General features: G+C 38.1%; 13 protein-coding genes and 1 tRNA gene. 12 read left to right on the forward strand and 2 right to left on the reverse strand.

Going from position 1 to position 18,024, the window contains the following annotated elements; genetic code table 11:
* Window positions 1-109: 109 nt before the first annotated feature.
* Window positions 110-1,012 carry a D-amino-acid transaminase gene (gene dat, locus BMX40_RS01785; protein WP_090866229.1) on the reverse strand — a complete coding sequence of 301 codons (903 nt, stop codon included), beginning with the start codon at window positions 1,010-1,012 and terminating at the stop codon, window positions 110-112.
* Between the two features lie 208 nt (window positions 1,013-1,220).
* Between dat and BMX40_RS01790 the strand changes: the two genes are divergently transcribed.
* From BMX40_RS01790 to BMX40_RS01840, 11 genes are all read left to right on the forward strand, one after another.
* Window positions 1,221-1,910, forward strand: coding sequence for a Crp/Fnr family transcriptional regulator (locus BMX40_RS01790; RefSeq protein ID WP_090866231.1), 690 nt, complete (start codon window positions 1,221-1,223; stop codon window positions 1,908-1,910).
* A 377-nt stretch (window positions 1,911-2,287) separates the two neighbouring features.
* Window positions 2,288-2,361 (forward strand) — tRNA-Gly (locus tag BMX40_RS01795).
* Window positions 2,362-2,538: 177 nt separating this feature from the next.
* Window positions 2,539-4,242, forward strand: a complete 1,704-nt coding sequence (locus BMX40_RS01800) for an ABC-ATPase domain-containing protein (RefSeq protein WP_090866233.1) — start codon at window positions 2,539-2,541, stop codon at window positions 4,240-4,242.
* Window positions 4,243-4,256: 14 nt separating this feature from the next.
* Window positions 4,257-5,402, forward strand: coding sequence for a tRNA epoxyqueuosine(34) reductase QueG (gene queG, locus BMX40_RS01805; RefSeq protein WP_090866235.1), 1,146 nt, complete (start codon window positions 4,257-4,259; stop codon window positions 5,400-5,402).
* Between the two features lie 18 nt (window positions 5,403-5,420).
* Window positions 5,421-5,933, forward strand: coding sequence for a methylated-DNA--[protein]-cysteine S-methyltransferase (locus tag BMX40_RS01810; RefSeq protein WP_090866237.1), 513 nt, complete (start codon window positions 5,421-5,423; stop codon window positions 5,931-5,933).
* Window positions 5,934-5,993: 60 nt separating this feature from the next.
* On the forward strand, window positions 5,994-6,842 hold the full coding sequence (locus BMX40_RS01815; protein WP_090866239.1) for an amidase domain-containing protein: 849 nt from the start codon (window positions 5,994-5,996) through the stop codon (window positions 6,840-6,842).
* 43 nt (window positions 6,843-6,885) lie between these two features.
* The gene (trmL, locus tag BMX40_RS01820; protein WP_090866240.1) at window positions 6,886-7,359 is read left to right on the forward strand and encodes a tRNA (uridine(34)/cytosine(34)/5-carboxymethylaminomethyluridine(34)-2'-O)-methyltransferase TrmL; all 474 of its coding nucleotides are present in this window, start codon (window positions 6,886-6,888) and stop codon (window positions 7,357-7,359) included.
* A gap of 521 nt (window positions 7,360-7,880) precedes the next feature.
* Window positions 7,881-10,748: a 2-oxoglutarate dehydrogenase E1 component gene (locus BMX40_RS01825; RefSeq protein ID WP_090866242.1), complete on the forward strand. Its 2,868-nt coding sequence runs from the start codon at window positions 7,881-7,883 to the stop codon at window positions 10,746-10,748.
* Window positions 10,735-12,000, forward strand: a complete 1,266-nt coding sequence (gene odhB, locus BMX40_RS01830; protein ID WP_090866244.1) for a 2-oxoglutarate dehydrogenase complex dihydrolipoyllysine-residue succinyltransferase — start codon at window positions 10,735-10,737, stop codon at window positions 11,998-12,000. Before BMX40_RS01825 ends, odhB begins: the two co-directional genes overlap by 14 nt.
* A 150-nt stretch (window positions 12,001-12,150) precedes the next feature.
* A complete protein-coding gene (locus BMX40_RS01835; RefSeq protein ID WP_090866246.1) occupies window positions 12,151-13,443 on the forward strand; it encodes an NCS2 family permease in 1,293 nt (430 codons plus the stop codon).
* 226 nt (window positions 13,444-13,669) lie between these two features.
* Window positions 13,670-14,857 carry a NupC/NupG family nucleoside CNT transporter gene (locus BMX40_RS01840; protein WP_090866247.1) on the forward strand — a complete coding sequence of 396 codons (1,188 nt, stop codon included), beginning with the start codon at window positions 13,670-13,672 and terminating at the stop codon, window positions 14,855-14,857.
* A gap of 397 nt (window positions 14,858-15,254) precedes the next feature.
* Here the strand turns inward: BMX40_RS01840 and BMX40_RS01845 are convergent, their stop codons facing one another.
* Window positions 15,255-16,625, reverse strand: a complete 1,371-nt coding sequence (locus tag BMX40_RS01845; RefSeq protein ID WP_090866249.1) for an MATE family efflux transporter — start codon at window positions 16,623-16,625, stop codon at window positions 15,255-15,257.
* A gap of 168 nt (window positions 16,626-16,793) precedes the next feature.
* Here BMX40_RS01845 and BMX40_RS01850 point away from each other — a divergent pair, with 168 nt between their 5' ends.
* Window positions 16,794-17,864, forward strand: coding sequence for an undecaprenyldiphospho-muramoylpentapeptide beta-N-acetylglucosaminyltransferase (locus BMX40_RS01850; RefSeq protein ID WP_090866251.1), 1,071 nt, complete (start codon window positions 16,794-16,796; stop codon window positions 17,862-17,864).
* Window positions 17,865-18,024 lie beyond the last annotated feature (160 nt).

The following is an 18,024-nucleotide window of genomic DNA, read 5'->3' on the forward strand; positions in this document are numbered from 1 at the left end:
ATTAGATCGCAACATATTTTACTAGGATGATAGATTTTCTTTGATATGAATAAAAAGATGAGGTCTATAGACCCCATCTCTCCCTAAACTGTAGCTCGCCAAACATAGATTAATAGGAGTTTTCAAAAGTATTTTTTACGTCTTGAGTATTCCCTGGATTTATATTGATCTTTGCATCCTCTTCATACGCCTGTTGTAATTGTTTGGTTATTTTTTGCGGCTTTCCATTCGCGATCTGAATTGCATCAACAGCAATAATCGGAAGTACCTCAGATGTACTACTAGATAAAAATAACTCGTCGGCTGTTTCGATATCTTTTAAGGTGAATGCTTCTTCAACCAACGGAATTCCCAGATTCTTTGTGAACGCTTCAATACGTAGGCGAACACAACCATATAAAATATTGCGCGTAGTTGGATGTGTATAAATTTTTCCGTCTTTTACGAGGTAAACATTTGCTGCACTACACTCGGTAACCAATCCACCCTTGTGTAAAATAGCTTCATAGCAGCCTTTTTCATGTGCCGCTTGTTTGGCAATAACATTAGGTAGTAAATTCAGACTTTTTATATAACAGTTTTGCCAGCGGTCATCCTCGTGTGTGATTACTGCTACGCCATTTTCTAAGTTCTTCATGTTACGTGGCATTTTTTGAACATACGCATAGAAGTTTGGGGATACATCGGTCGGGAATGCATGATCCCGTGGTGCAGACCCCCTTGATATTTGTAAATAAACCTTTGCATCGTCGTTTATATTATTTCGTTCTAGTAATTCGTTTAATAAATTGGTGAGTGTATCTTTGGAAAATGGAATATCTATTTTAATGGCTTCTGCCGATCGATACAATCGATCCACATGTTCCGTTAATAAATAATAGTTACCATGATAAACTCGAATGACTTCGTATACACCATCCCCAAATTGTAGTGCTCTTTCTTCCATTGGATATTTTACACTGTCACGGTGTATCAACTTTGTTTGCGATAAAACTACTGGATAAACAGACAATCCTTTCGCCCCCTTCATCGTTATGATTATTTTATTATGGATCTTTCTTCATGTAAACGAATTAATTATTTTCTGACATCTTTCTCTCTATAGGGTATTCCTTGTGCAAATGGATGATATTTTCAGAAAAGTACAAGGATAGTGATGAATATCACAGTTTCCTGTTCACGCGGCTTATATAATGAAGTGGAAGAGGGGAGTGTGTACAATGGTTCCATTATTACAACGATTAGAACGTAAAGAATATGAGATGATAATCAATTGTTCCAAACAATTAGATGTTAAAAAGGGAACGACTATATATTCTGAAGGGGATCTGGCTACACAGCTATATTTTATCAAGCAAGGGAAGGTAAAGTGTTATAAAAAGATCGAAAAGGATCAAGAAATAATATTATTTATTCGTGGAGAACTAGATTGTTTTGGGGAATTAGGTGTATTTAGCGGATCTACCTATTCAAATGCAGCTATTGCAATAGAGAAGACGAGTTTATATGTAATGGATAAAGATGTGATTGAAAAAATAGTAGCAGATAACGGTACAATGGGATTACATTTCACACGCTGGCTTTCCCAATCCCTTCAAACAAGTGAAGCAAAGCTGAGAGATTATATTGTGTTCGGATCAGAAGGTGCAGTTGCAGCAGTTTTTATTCGTTATTCTAATATGTATGGGGTTGTCAAACAAGACGGGATTCGAATCACGGAACCAATTTTAATTCGAGAGGTTAGTAAACATATAGGAATATCGAGAGAAACGGTGAGTAGAGTTGTGAATAAATGGAAACAGGATGGGATTATTGCCAGTGATAATAAATACTTTCTAATTAAAGATATATCTTATATGCAAAAGCTTTTATCCTGTGAACAGTGTTCTGTCGAAAATTGTGTCCTGTAAGAGGGCTGAAACCTCTTTATTTTCAGTCCTTGTTACAATTTTTTGTAGAAAAATGTAATATTTCTTCTTGCAAAGCGAAAAATAACTTGCTATAATTAATTTTACATTCAACAGATTAATTAGTTGTTCCGAAGCACCAAGCATCCATGAAATGGCTAGAAGATGTAGGAACATAGCTTGCCCAAATATGGAGCGTAATGTAGAATTAAATATTATTTATACTAAAATGCGGGTGTAGTTACGAGCGATACTTCTACCGAATCAACTACGAGTTGTTCCGAAGCACCAAGCATCCATGAAATGGCTAGAAGATGTAGGAACATAGCTTGTCCAAATATGGAGCGTAATGTAGAATTAAATATTATTTTTACTTAGATGCGGGTGTAGTTTAGTGGTAAAACCTCAGCCTTCCAAGCTGATGTCGAGGGTTCGATTCCCTTCACCCGCTCCATACATATGTCTTAACGCAGTGTTTCGTAACATAACTTACGAGGTGTTGCGTTTTTTATTTTTCCTCTTGTTAAATCCACGCTTTTCGCCCTTCCTACATAACGTATCACATCACTTGAATATTTTAATTTCCATACGTATGCTAAACATAACTACTATAATATAAGAGGGATTCATTATGAAATCATTATTACAACAACTGAAACAAATTGATGGGAAAGGATATAAGGCGTACAAAGGTATTCAGGGTCATTATGGATATCCAAATTTTGACTTATATATAGATTATGTTCAGGGAGATCCATTTGCATCCCCTTCGAAGATTCGTATCATAGTTCCCAATTCAAAACGACTGATACATGGTGATTGGTTACAGACTTCTGTCCGAAAATTAGCCACGGAAGACGCTTTTGCTCGTGCTGTAGGTAAGGCGGTTGATCAAGATCACACGTTTATCAAAGGTTCAGGAAAGAGCGGTGCAATCCTGTTTGACAAACCAGGACAGGAGATTTTGGCGCGGACTGCTGTAACAGTTGATCATTCCTCCATTACGGTTTGCTTATCGGTAGGGTTACCGGCGAACGGGCGACGAATTAATGGAAGGGAAGCGCAGAAGCTTTTTGCAGAGGTTTTACCAAACATCATACGTAACTCTGTTTTTGCTGTTAAGGATGAACAAATCCATCAGGCACTGGTGTTGGCGGACCAGCAGGAGGCCATTCGAGAAGAAATGAAGCGAAATAATTGGGTTGCTTTTATTGCAAATGGCTCGATATTACCACGGGAAAGTGGGGTAAGTAACCGTCCATTGAAAAAAGCAATTGCCTTTCAAAGTCCTAAGGAAAACGAGGTTTCCATCGATATTCCGCATCAAACGGAACCTATTAAAGGAATGGCTATTACAAATGGTATTACCTTAATTGTTGGAGGAGGATATCACGGGAAAAGCACCTTTTTGGAAGCAGTGGAACGAGGTGTATACTGCCATACAAAAGGAGACGGCCGTGAATATGTGCTAACTGATCCGAATGCCATGAAAATTCGCGCAGAAGATGGACGACAAATTACGGGAGTAAATATCTCGCCGTTTATCAATAATTTACCTCATGGTCAAGAAACGGAACAGTTTTCAACAGAAAATGCTAGCGGAAGTACTTCCCAGGCTGCAAATGTGATGGAAGCATTAGAAGCCGGAGCATCGACATTATTGATTGATGAAGATACAAGCGCGACCAACTTTATGATAAGAGACGAACGGATGCAACAGCTGGTTCGTAAAGAAAAAGAACCGATTACCCCTTTCATTGATAAAATAAAACAAATGCAGGAGCAATTAGATGTATCTACTATTCTTGTCATGGGTGGTTCTGGTGATTACTTTGATGTTGCAGATACCGTGATCATGATGGATGAATATATTCCTCATGATGTAACCGATAAAGCAAAAGAAATTATGAGAAATTCCCCGATTGATCGAGTGTTACAACCAAAGGAGCTTTTCGGAAAGGTAACAGAACGAGTTTTACATCAAAAGTCCTTACAAACGCAGAAAGGAAAACGGTCCAAGACACAGGCTAAAGGGTTGAGGAAAATTTTGATGGGGCGTACGGAAATTTCCTTTGATCAAGTAGAACAATTGGTTGATCCATCTCAAACCAGAATGATAGCTGAAGTTATTCAGTTTCTTGATCGAACCAATGGGTTAGGTAAGAAAACGCTAAGGGAACTATTAGATGATATCGAGAAACAAATGGATGAAAAGGGACTTGCTTCACTCACTACGTTCCCTAACCAACATCCAGGTGACTTGGCTCGACCACGTCGATATGAGATAGCAGCTGTTCTAAATCGAATGCGAACGGCAAGTGTTTCCCAGCAATAAAGGAGGAATGGTCCTTGCATACGGATCAATTAAAACAAGAGATTATCCAATATAGTAAAGAAATTGGAATTGATAAAATTGGATTTACGACAGCAGATGTCTTCAGTGAATTAAAAGAACGTTTGAAAAGACAACAAGAGTTAGCGTATCAGTCCGGCTTTGAGAAAGGATCTATTGAAGAACGTACCGAACCGAAACGGTTGTTACCGGAAGCACAGTCCATTATCTCCATTGCAATTGCGTACCCATCTCGAATGAAAGATGCTCCAAAAAGTACAAAGGAAGAACGTAGAGGTATATTTGCTCGCGCTTCTTGGGGAACGGATTATCATCATGTCTTACGTAACCGTCTTGAAAAACTAGAAGCCTTCATCCAGGAGAAGGTAAACGATGCGAATACGAAAGTAATGGTTGACACAGGAGAACTTTCGGATCGAGCTGTTGCGGAACGTGCAGGTATTGGGTTTAGTGGTAAAAACACATCCATTATTACTCCAGAGTTTGGTTCGTTTGTATACTTGGGAGAAATGATTACGAATATTCCCTTCACACCGGATTCTCCTGTAGAAGATAGCTGTGGTGATTGCCGAAAATGTATGGATGCTTGCCCAACCGGAGCCCTTGTACAAGGAGGACAACTGAATACACAACGCTGTATTGCATTCCTTACGCAAACAAAAGACTATCTACCAGATGAATTCCGTACGAAGCTCGGTAATCGAGTTTATGGCTGTGACACGTGTCAGGTTGTATGTCCGAAAAATAAAAAGGTAGATTTTCATATCCATCCAGAATTTGAACCAGAGCATGATATTGCCAAGCCAAAGCTAAAGCCAATGCTTCGAATTTCTAACCGAGAATTCAAAGAGACGTTTGGTCATATTTCTGGATCGTGGCGCGGGAAAAAACCGATTCAACGAAATGCAATCATTGGCTTAGGCCATTATAAGGATACAACGGCAGTCGAAGAGTTAATAGCGGTTATGAACAATGATCCACGTCCGGTTATCCGTGGAACTGCTGCATGGTCACTAGGAAAAATAGGTACAAATGAAGCATATGAAGCAATTCGAGAAGCGATGAATACGGAAACCGATGAACAAGTGTTATTCGAAATGGAAAAAGGTCTAGCTTTTCAAAAAGAAGTTACAACTAAATAAAGGGGAAGCGTGATACAAATGGATCTATATTATGATGAAGTGAATACACCTATTGGTCCGCTGCTTGTTGTTAGTGATGGAGAACATATTTTACGAATTGATTATGGATCGATGGAAGAGCGAGAAGTGGATCTTCAAAACTGGGCTAAACGGTATATTGGACAAGTGACTTTAGTGAAAAATGCGGAGCGCGTTTCGGAGGTTCAGCGTCAACTGCAGGCATATTTCTCCCATGAGAGAAATGAATTTTCGATTCCTTTCCGTTTTCATGGTACTCCGTTTCAAAAAAAGGTATGGAATGCATTATACGAACTTATTCCCTTTGGAAAGACGGTGTCGTATAAAGAGATTGCAACGGCAATTGGCCAACCGAAAGCAGTACGTGCAGTAGGCGGTGCAGTAAATAAAAACCCGTTTTCTGTCATTGTTCCTTGTCATCGTGTAGTTGGTGCGAATGGAAAAATGGTTGGATATAATGGTGGATTGGATAAAAAGGAATATTTACTAAACCATGAATCCATTATTCTATAAGAGAAACGTTATCGTATGACAAGCATCCTCTCCATATACATTAAATGGAGGGGATTTAATATGGATGAGCTAAAGTCCTTATGGATTCATGTTTTTGAATCGGATCGAGATACCGATAACAATTGGTGGAAGCGGAAAAAGGAGTTATGTGACAGGCGTGGTGTTGAAATTGTTCGAATAAATGGGAATGGTCATATTTACCAGCGCTTACAGCATCGTGAAGGAGAGACAATAAACTATTTACTGCATTTAACCTTTTTAATGAAGCAGGAGGATCACTTTTATTTGGAGGAAAGCGTGAATTCGTATCAATTTCGATTCGTTCATGGAGAAGTTAGGGATCATCATTCGATTCCAGCTCCAGTTAATAATCTTTCAAAGGAAAAGATTGAACCTGAGGCAGTTCGAAATGGTCAAATTGAACGGTTCCATTATGATCGGATGGCAGCAGTACAATACGCTGAAAGATGGTGGAATAGTTACAATCCAGATTATCGAAAGTTTGAAGTAGATTGTACAAATTTTGTTTCCCAATGCTTACGTGCTGGTGGAGCTCCAATGAGTGGTGCGCCCAATCGGAATAAAGGCTGGTGGTACCAAGGGAACAATTGGAGTTATAGCTGGTCTGTTGCACATTCACTTCGCTGGTATTTAAATGGTTCTACATCAGGTTTGAAAGGAACAGCAGTTGCGTCTGCTAGTGAACTATCTCCAGGAGATATTATTTGTTACGATTTTGAAGGAGATGGTAGGTGGGATCATAATACAATTGTTGTATCTCGAGATAATAATGGAGAACCGTTAGTTAACGCACATACGGATAATAGTCGTCATCGGTATTGGTCCTATGAAGATTCAACAGCATACACTCCTAACATCAACTATAAGTTTTTCCGAATCGGTGAGTAGTGATATAATAAGAAAGTTAAAATGAAGGCAAGGAGAATGAACAGTGAGTGTACACGTAGTACTATATCAACCAGAAATCCCGGCAAATACAGGAAATATTGCAAGAACATGTCTAGCAACGGATGTGACGCTTCATTTAATCCATCCACTAGGTTTTTCAACAGACGATAAGATGGTCCGTCGCGCAGGATTAGACTACTGGAAAAATGTAGATATACAAGAATATAACGCAATAGAGGAGTTGTATGAACGGTATCCAAATGGCTCTTTTTATTATATTGAAAACTTTGGAACAAAGCATTATACCGATTTCGATTTTAGTAATACCGAAGAGGAGATCCTGTTCGTGTTCGGGCGTGAAACAGATGGTATTCCCAAAAACTTGTTAATAGGTAAAGAAGAGCAATGTTTGCGAATTCATATGAATGATAAAGTTCGGTCGCTTAATTTATCAAATACAGCTGCCATTATTGTGTATGAAGCACTTCGTCAACAAGGTTTTCCAAATATGACATAAGAAAAGCCGTCACCTCGAGATGACGGCTTTTTACTATTTTACGCTTTAGTTCTTACTGATTATTCTTTGGTACGCCAGGTTTTGCATCGTAACCCGCTGTAAACATAGCGGTAAGAAATGCAATCATCACGCCTATGATTAATACTAAATTCAAACTCATACCGTTGTCCTCCTCCACATTTTACAAGTGAAATATAACCTTATGTAATATCTTTAAACATAGTATGCCATTATTATACCGAATAATGAAAGGAATGTGAACTAGTAGAAATGGAAATTTAATGAACGAAATTTTATAGTATATTTTGACAACTTCATTTAAATTTCTTCAGAATTTATCATAATAAGCTATAAAGTTTAAAGAAATGAAAATTATTTATCTAATCCTTCTAACATATATTGTTCTCTCTCATAAAATAAGGTATATTAGTTGATGAAGTCATTCCTCAGTCCTATAATAGGGATTGAGTTGAAAAACCGTTTACAACGGAGAAAGTTAACTTCAAATGGGGGTATAAGACGTGGCACATAATGATGAATCTGCTGAAAGATTCTGGGAAGAATTTTATGGTCCGAACATGGGGTATATAGAGGAACAGTATGAGTTGTACAAAGAGGACCCTCAAACCGTTGATCCATCCATTAAGGAATTATTTGATCAGTATGGGGCTCCAAAGTGGTTGTATAAAACCAACAATGTGAGACAAGAAAATTCTCAATCTACTTCTATAAATGATGTCAAAAATCTTACCTCAGCAATGAAACTTGTTGAGGCTATTCGTCGTTTCGGACATTTGGAGGCGGACATTTATCCTGTAGGCCTGCAAAAAGAACGTACATCAGAATTAGTAGATCCAAAAACATATGGTTTAAGTGATGAAGACTTAAAAGCAATACCGGCATCATGGCTGTGGGAAAATGCACCAAGTGGTGTTGACCATGGGTTAGATGTTGTCAAAGAACTGAAAAAGTTTTACACAGGAACAATTACGTATGAATATGATCATGTTAATAATGAAGAAGAAAGAACCTGGTTGTTAAACACGATTGAATCAGGGCAAGCCTATCTCAATCTAACTGTTGAAGAGAAAAAACAGTTGTTAGGCCGTCTGGCACAGGTGGAAGGCTTTGAAGGATTTTTGTCCAAGACATTTGTAGGGCAAAAACGTTTTTCTATTGAAGGATTAGAAACAATGGTACCAATGCTTGATCGGGTTGTTAAACACGCCATTCAAGATAAGGTAGAAAATATTATGATGGGAATGGCACATCGTGGTCGTTTAAGTGTATTAGCACACGTACTAGGTAAGCCAATGGATAAAATTTTCTCCGAATTCCATCATTCTCCTAACAAGGAATTAATTCCTTCTGAAGGATCAAGAGGGATTAATTATGGCTGGACTGGAGATGTGAAATATCACTTTGGTGCGGTCAAGGACGTTGTTGATGGAGAAGAGACAACAACACGAATCACGTTAGCTCATAACCCATCGCATTTGGAGTTCGTAAACCCTGTCGTAGAAGGTTTTGCGAGAGCAGCTCAAGAAGATCGTTCGGAGCGTGGCTATCCAAAGCAAGATGTTAATAAAGCAATTCCGGTATTAATCCATGGTGATGCAGCATTTATTGGTGAAGGTGTTGTTGCGGAAACATTGAATTTAGCTAATCTACCAGGGTATACAACTGGAGGAACGCTTCATATAATTGCAAACAACCTTGTTGGTTACACAACAGACCAAGAAGATGGTCGTTCAACTCGCTATGCTAGTGATCTAGCGAAAGGATTTGAAATACCAATTATTCATGTGAACGCAGACGACCCAATTGCTTGTGTATCGGCAATTAAGTTAGCATATGAATACCGTAAAAAGTTTAATAAAGATTTCTTAATAGATTTAGTAGGTTACCGTCGTTATGGACATAACGAAATGGATGAACCTCGTGTGACGCAACCGAAGTTATATGCAGAGATTGATAAACATCCTACCGTTGCAAATGTTTTTGCGAATGCTTTATTTGAAAAAGGTGATCTAGTAGAAGATGATTTTTATCAAATGAAGAACCAGGTAGAAGAGAGCTTGCAAAATACCTACGATAGTATGAAAGAAAATGAAATGGCAAAAGCTGAATGCCAGTCTATGCCCGAAGCGTTAAAAACGGACTTAAATCAATTTGATACAGCCGTATCCTTGGAGAAATTAGAAGCCCTTAATGAGGGGCTATTAAACAGACCAGAAGGGTTTAATCTGAACAAAAAACTCGGTAGGATTCTAAAACGTCGCAAAGATGCGCTTAAAGATGGAAATAAAGCAGACTGGGGTGCCGGAGAAGCATTAGCCTATGCGTCAATTTTACAGGATGGCATACCTATTCGATTAACCGGACAGGATTCCGAACGAGGAACATTTGCTCACCGTCATGCCGTTCTAAATGATACGGTTACAAATGAAAAATATTGTACGATGCATGGCCTGGAAGATGCGACGGCATCATTTGATATTCGTAACAGTCCGCTATCCGAAGCTGGAGTATTAGGTTATGAATACGGATACAGCATTCACTCTCCAGAAACTCTTGTATTGTGGGAAGCTCAATTTGGTGATTTTGCCAATGCAGCGCAAGTTGTATTTGATCAATTTATATCAGCTGCTCGTGCTAAATGGGGCGATAAATCTAATATGGTTATGCTTCTGCCACATGGTTATGAAGGGCAAGGACCAGAGCATTCAAGTGCAAGATTAGAACGGTTCTTACAAATGGCTGCTGAAAATAACTGGATTGTAGCATATGTCACTTCATCTGCTCAATTTTTCCATTTAATTCGCAGGCAGGCAGCATTAGGTGGCCGTGAAGAAGCGCGCCCACTAATCGTAATGACGCCAAAGAGTAGCTTGTTACGAAACCAACGAATTGCTTCTGAAGCAAAAGAATTTACAGAAGGTAAGTTTGAGGTAGTACGTGACCAACCAAATCTAAAAATGAGTAAGAAAAATGCGAAACGTCTATTGATCGGTAGCGGAAAAATCATGGTTGATATCGAAGAAACCATTGCTGAGTCCGAAGAGAAATATGACTGGTTACGCGCAATTAGAGTTGAACAAATATATCCATTCCCTAAAAAGGAAGTGGAGAAGGTATTAAAAGAACTTCCGAACGTAGAAGAAGTTGTTTGGGTGCAAGAAGAACCAATGAATATGGGTGCATGGGATTTTGTAGATGATTACTTAAGAGATTTACTAAAAGAAGGTCAAACACTACGATACATTGGACGTCCGAAACGTTCAGCACCTGCGGTTGGGGAGCCAAATATTCATAAGCACGAGCAACAACAAATTATACAACAAGCAATTAACTTGAGCTTAGGAGGAGATTCTAGTGAAAGAAATTAAAGTACCAGAACTTGCGGAGTCCATTACAGAAGGAACAATTGCCGAATGGTTAGTGAAAAAAGGGGATAAAGTAGAAAAAGGAGATCCTGTTGTTGAACTAGAAACAGATAAAGTTAATGTAGAAGTTAACTCAGAAGTTTCGGGTATCCTAACTGAAATCGTATGTGACGAAGGAGATGACGTTGAAGTAGGCGACGTGATCGGTAAAGTTAGTGAAGGAGGAGAAGCGACGGAAGATACTTCCTCTGAACCGGAACAAAAGGAGGAGCCTAAAGAAGAAACTCCTAAAGCAGAAGAAACAGCAGAAGCTCCAAAGAAAGAGGATAATCAAGAGGAAGCTTCCAAGCATGATGTAATTGCTTCACCTGCAGCTCGAAAACGTGCTCGTGAATTAAATATTGATTTAAGTGCTGTTAAACCTGTTGATCCATTAGGAAGAGTTCGTCCGGAAGATGTAGAAGCTGCTGCAAAAGCTGCAAATGAGCCAAAAGCAGAATCAAAACCGGCTAAGAAAGATACTCCAAAATCTGCTGAGAAAACAGAATTTGATAAGCCAGTAGAACGTGTTAAAATGACTCGTCGCCGTCAAACGATTGCGAATCGTCTAGTGGAAGCACAGCAAACCGCTGCAATGCTTACAACGTTTAATGAAGTTGATTTAACAAATGTGATGAAGCTTCGTAGTGAACGTAAGCAAAAATTCATGGATAAGCATGGTGTAAAATTAGGCTTCATGTCCTTCTTTACGAAAGCAGTTGTTGGCGCATTAAAAGATTTCCCATTGCTTAATGCAGAAATCCAAGGAAATGAACTTGTTATTAAGAAATTCTATGACATCGGTATTGCTGTTTCTACTGATGATGGGTTAGTTGTACCAGTTGTACGTGATGCGGATCGACTTGATTTTGCTGGAGTCGAAAGCGAAATTGCAAGTCTTGGTAAAAAAGCTCGTGATAAAGAATTAGGCCTTAAAGAACTTCAAGGTGGAACATTTACCATTACAAATGGTGGTACATTTGGCTCCATGCTTTCCACACCAATTCTAAATGCACCACAAGTTGGTATTTTAGGAATGCATAACATTCAAAAACGTGCGATGGTAATGCCTGATGATTCCATTGAAGTGCGCCCAATGATGTATATTGCACTTTCATATGACCATCGAATTGTAGATGGAAAAGAAGCGGTTCAATTCTTAGTACGTGTGAAACAACTACTAGAAGATCCATATGATTTACTATTAGAAGGGTAATTAGCGAATGATTTAGAAAAACCTTGTAATGATAATTTGTCATTACAAGGTTTTTTTGTGGTGATGAATCATTTTTCACTTGCATTACGAGATAAAAACGAATATTATTGAACATGTTGGTTTTATAATTCGGAAAGTAAGGGGATTTATATGGAGAAATTCTTTAAACTCACATCTAATAATTCTAATATTCGAACAGAAGTTACAGCAGGTGTTACAACATTCCTGACGATGGTTTACATTGTTATTGTAAATCCTGCTATTCTCTCATCGGCGGGAGTACCATTTGATCAAGTATTTATGGCAACCGTAATAGCAGCTGTTATCGGAACATTAATGATGGCCTTATTTGCAAACTATCCAATTGCAATTGCACCCGGAATGGGATTAAATGCCTATTTCGCAAGCGTTGTTGCATCACAGGGATTATCTTACCAAGTTGTATTTGGTGCAGTATTTCTTGCCGGTATTCTATTTATGTTATTGAGCCTTACGAGGTTGAGGGAAACATTAATAGCTGCAATTCCTTCATCACTAAAGTATGGAATAACATCTGGTATTGGATTATTTATTGCCTTTGTAGGATTACGTAACTCAGGTATTGTTATTCCTAATGAAGAGAATATTGTTGGGCTGGGTGATTTACATGAGCCAATGATCATTCTTACGGTTGTTGGCCTATTGATAACGATCATTTTATATGTTTTAAAAGTTAAAGGGGCATTGTTCTTAGGAATGCTTGTGACGGGACTCATCGCATTTTTAACAGGACAATTAAGCTTTACTGAAGGAGTTGTCTCGGCACCACCAGCACCTGTTTTCTTTGATATTGATGTTGCAGGAGTGTTCACACATGGTCTATATACTGTTGTGTTTGCCTTTTTACTTGTAACTATTTTTGATACAACTGGAACGATGATTGGGGTTTCGGAACAAGCAGGGTATATGAAAAATGGAAAAATGCCACGTGCAAAGCAAGCATTATTAGCTGATGCTACAGCAACAACAGTCGGATCTATGTTTGGTACAAGTCCATCGACTGCATATATTGAGTCTACTTCAGGTGTTGCTGCTGGAGGTCGAACGGGATTAACGTCCGTCGTTGTAGCGACTTTATTTTTACTGTCAATTTTCTTCACTCCAATTATTGGAGCAATTTCAAGTATCCCAGCAATTACAGCACCGGTTTTAATCATTGTTGGAACGTTTATGATGGAAGGTTTATCAAAAATTAATTGGAAATCATTTGATGAAGCATTTCCTGCGTTCGCTATTATATTAACAATGCCATTCACTTCAAGTATTGCTACTGGAATTGCTATTGGGTTTATTACGTACCCAATCCTTAAGCTAGCAATTGGAAAAGGAAAAGAAGTTCATTGGATACTATATCTATTCGGAATCATATTTCTAATCCAAATGATCTACTTCCCAGCACATTAAAACCCATTAAGAAGGTGCCAGGCACTTGTCGAATTTCGACAAGTGCCTGGCACCTTTTATTATGTGGTAAAACTTGTGAAATGGGGGATGACTATAGAAGGATGGAGAAAAATGTCGATAAAATAAATATAATTGTTGAAAGACGTCTGACAACCTGCTAAAATTTTAAAAGTGAAGTTTTATTTATGAAAGCATTTTCAATACAATTTTAAGGGAGGCTACATCCGTGGATAAACTTCTAGGGTTATTAGCAATTATTATCGTCCTCGGACTAGCATTTTTGATGTCAAACGATAAGAAAAAAATTAATTATAAAGGCATCGGGATTATGTTAGTTGCGCAACTTATTACTACTTGGTTTATGTTTACAACCAAAATTGGACAAACCATAATAAATGGTATTTCAGCAGGATTCAACAAGCTAATTGAATTTGGATCTGAAGGTGTAGGATTTATTGTAGGGGGAGTAGTTAGTACTGAAGGTGGAGTATTCTTTTTTGATGTGTTATTACTCATTATCTTCTTTGCAACGATCTTATCTGTACTAACTTATTTAAGAATATTACCAACAATTATTAAATATCTTGGTGGTATTATTTCAAAGGTGACAGGGTTACCGAAAGTGGAATCATTTAATGCTGTTAACAGTATATTCTTTGGTCAATCGGAAGCATTAATTGCTATCCGGTCGCAATTTCATCATTTAAATAATAATAGACTATACATTGTAAGTGCATCAGCAATGGGGTCTGTATCTGCATCGATTGTAGGTGCGTACCTTCAAATGTTGCCACCACAATATGTACTGGTAGCTTTACCATTAAACATGTTTAGTGCACTAATTCTTGCATCTGTAATTGCGCCAGTATCTGTTCCTAAAGAGGAAGATCATGTAGATATTAAAGATGTATCGAATGATAAAAGTATATTTGAGGCAATGGCAAATGGAGCATTAGAAGGTGGTAAAATTGCCCTTATCGTTGCTGCGATGCTTGTAGCATTTATTGCATCACTTGAATTGGTTAACTGGTTAATCCAACTTGTTGCAGCTGGTACAACGTTACAGGAAATCCTTGGATATATCATTGCTCCAATTGGTATCTTAATGGGAATTGCACCAGGTGAAGTCATTGAGGCTGGATCTGTTATGGGTACAAAAATTGTTACCAATGAATTCGTTGCAATGCTTGAATTTGAAACAATGCTAGGTGATTTATCAGAGAAAACGATTGGTATTGTTTCTGTGTTCTTAACAAGTTTTGCAAACTTCTCATCAATCGGTATCATAGCAGGAACGGTTCAAGGTATCGATGCGAAGAAAGCCGGACAAGTCTCAGGCTTTGGAATGAAGCTACTAATTGGTGCTACACTAGCATCTATCCTATCTGCAACAATGGTAGGCTTGTTCCTATAGGTGTAGGTAAAAGCTTTGTGTGTTTATGATGTATTATGCGAAGTAACTAAAGTATTCTGCTGATGGTGGAAAACTTAATCTATCGGTGAGAAAAACAAGATTCATCTAACCATCATTGGATCCGGAATGAGGTTCCTCATCAAAAACGATACGGAACCTCATTCCGCTAAATGGCCGAAATAAAACGCCTAGAGCGTGATTTTTTCCTAGTCCTAACAGATGTTCTTCGTCTTCTAGGTTTTTAAGGAAGAAAAGCATTCCAGTACTATTTTGTTTAAAGACATACCAGCAAAAAAGCGACTGCCAGCAGCGGGAAACACATTGCTGGCAGTCGCATACTATCCATAATACGCACTTTTTCAAGTGACTATTCGTCAATGAAAAACGCATCAGCAATTTATGTTGCTGATGCGTTTTTTTGTATATTACGGTATTTATTTTGTAGCTGGAATAAGCGGAACAAGAGGGCGATGGCTCCAACACTTAATCCGATAATAATTCCCACCCAATAGCCAAATGGTTCTAACGCTGTGTAATTTGCAAGATACCAACCACTTGGAAGTCCAATAATCCAGAATGATACAAATGCGATAATTAGAGTTACATTAACATCCTTATAACCACGTAACGCTCCTTGTATAGGCGCCCCAAATGCATCTGCAAGTTGATAAAAGATCGCAAAGTAGATAAATTGTTTTGTCAGTTCAACGACAGCTGGATCGGTATTATATAATCTTGCGACAGCATCGTCTAAATAAAATAGTACGATTCCATTAAATAAAGCGATGAATATACCGCCACTGATGCCAATTAACCCGTAAGCTCGTGCGTCACTTGGACGTTTTGCACCAATTTCAAAACCTATCGCAATCGTTAATGCTAAGCCAACACTTAACGGTATCATATATAATAAGGATGCGAAGTTCATGGCAGCTTGGTGTGCAGCAATTGTTTCCGTACGATAAACACTCATTAACAGTGTAACTGCGGAGAAGATACTGGTTTCGAAAAAGATGGCAAACCCAATTGGGATACCAATTTTCAACTGTTCCCACCATTCTCGCAGGGCTGGCTTCACCCAATTTGAAAAGGCGTTATAGCTTCGGAATGGGTATATTTTCTTGATGATACCTATGGCAATTACACAAACTAACCAATACGTAAGCGCAGTTGCAATCCCTGAACCAATTCCTCCATAGGCAGGGAAACCTAATTTCCCAAAGATGAATACATAGTTGAAAAAAAGATTTAATGGTAACGAGATTAATATGATGATCATCGAGATTCTCGTTTGTCCTAGTGCATCAATAAAACAACGCAATGTATTGAAAATAAATAAGGGAATAATTCCTGTACTTAACGAAATTAAGTAATATTTTGCCACATGACGTACATTAGGAGCTAAATCCATAGCATTTAAGATTGGATTCAGAATTAGTGCTCCAATGATAACGACCAAAATAGCTAAAGCAGTTGCTAGGTACATTCCTTGCTGTAGCTTTTTTGGAACATCGTCATTTGATTTTGCCCCAATTAAGTGTGCAATAATTGGAGTGATTGCTAAAAGAATTCCATTGATCCCTGTAAATATAGGAACCCACAAGCTTGATCCAATTGCAACACCGGCCAAATCTTCTGCTCCTGCACGACCAGACATGACGGTATCGAAAAAGTTCATTAAATACATACTTACTTGCGTGATCAAGATGGGAAGACTTATGATAGTAAATAGCTTTATTTTTTCTTTGATGGTCTTTGTCTCATACATAAAACTCTTCCTTTTTTTATATTTTTCTAATAGGATAGAGAAGTGACGAATTTATCCTAGTTGGTACAAAGTTGATATAGCTACCAATAAATAAATATATCATTTTTATACATACAAATGCTATTATACGGTTTTATGAAGCAATAAGAAAGAGAGGAAAATCGTGAAATGAAAAAGAAACGAATTCTTTTTACCGGTGGAGGTACTGCAGGCCATGTCATTGTTAATCTGGCTTTGATTCCTGTTTTCCAGCGTGATGGATGGGAAGTTGATTATATTGGCTCGAAAGATGGTATTGAGCGTACGTTAATTGAACAACTCGAGAATGTTACGTATTACCCTATTTCAACAGGTAAATTACGACGATACATGTCTAAAGAGAATTTCAAGGATCCATTCAAAGTATTGAAGGGGACTATGCAAGCTACTAGAATTATTGGCAAAAGAAAACCATCCATTATTTTTTCGAAAGGTGGTTTTGTATCTGTACCAGTAGTATTAGCTGCGAAAATGCGAAACGTACCTGCCGTTATCCATGAATCAGACTACACACCAGGATTAGCCAATAAAATAGCGATACCATTTGCGAAAAAAGTATTGGCTACATTCTCCGAAACAATGAATTATTTACCAGAGAAAAAAGCCGAGCATGTTGGTGCTGTAATCCGCGAGGAGCTTTTTCAAGGAGATAAGGGGAAAGGGTTAGAATTGTGTCATTTCACACGGGAAAAACCGATTCTCCTTATTATGGGAGGGAGTGCTGGAGCGCAAAAGATAAATGATACGGTAAGACAAAGCTTAGATCCATTACTAGCCGAATTTCAGATCATTCACATTTGCGGACAGGGAAAAACAGACCCTACTGTTCAGCGTCAAGGATATGCACAATTCGAATATGTAAACGAAGAACTGAAGGATTTGTTTGCAGCATCGGATTTTGTTCTGTCACGAGCAGGTTCAAATGCGATATTTGAATTTTTGGCCCTTCGGTTACCAATGCTATTAATCCCATTATCCAAACAAGCGAGCCGAGGAGATCAAATCGTTAATGCAAACTCCTTTGAATCAAAAAAATATGCTCGCGTCTTACAAGAGGAACAACTTACAGAGGAGACCCTTGTACAAGAATTAGAACGTTTGAAAGAGCAAGCACCTATTATGATTGACCATATGAAAAAGTTTGAAAGTGACAAATCACGTGATCGTGTCATTGAGATTATAAAAAATACTGGTAAATAAGTGACAAACCATCTTGCTTTGTATGGCAAGGTGGTTTTGTTTGTTTCTGTAATGGTTCGGTGTATATATATTGATGGGTGGATAATCCAAAATAACCGAATTCCATCAAGGTATCACACCACTAATAGAAAAACGTTCAATTAGCAATCCGAATTACTGC

The sequence above is a fragment of the Oceanobacillus limi genome, from assembly GCF_900111445.1.
GTDB classification, from domain to species: domain Bacteria; phylum Bacillota; class Bacilli; order Bacillales; family Amphibacillaceae; genus Ornithinibacillus; species Ornithinibacillus limi.

Bases quoted from the DNA above. Each gene is read 5' to 3' on its own strand.
- BMX40_RS01800 (WP_090866233.1), top strand. From the start codon at position 2,539: ATGAAATCATTATTACAACAACTGAAACAAATTGATGGGAAAGGATAT.
- BMX40_RS01850 (WP_090866251.1), top strand. From the start codon at position 16,794: ATGAAAAAGAAACGAATTCTTTTTACCGGTGGAGGTACTGCAGGCCAT.
- BMX40_RS01815 (WP_090866239.1), top strand. From the start codon at position 5,994: ATGGATGAGCTAAAGTCCTTATGGATTCATGTTTTTGAATCGGATCGA.
- BMX40_RS01810 (WP_090866237.1), top strand. From the start codon at position 5,421: ATGGATCTATATTATGATGAAGTGAATACACCTATTGGTCCGCTGCTT.
- BMX40_RS01845 (WP_090866249.1), bottom strand. From the start codon at position 16,625: ATGTATGAGACAAAGACCATCAAAGAAAAAATAAAGCTATTTACTATC.
- BMX40_RS01790 (WP_090866231.1), top strand. From the start codon at position 1,221: ATGGTTCCATTATTACAACGATTAGAACGTAAAGAATATGAGATGATA.
- BMX40_RS01835 (WP_090866246.1), top strand. From the start codon at position 12,151: ATGGAGAAATTCTTTAAACTCACATCTAATAATTCTAATATTCGAACA.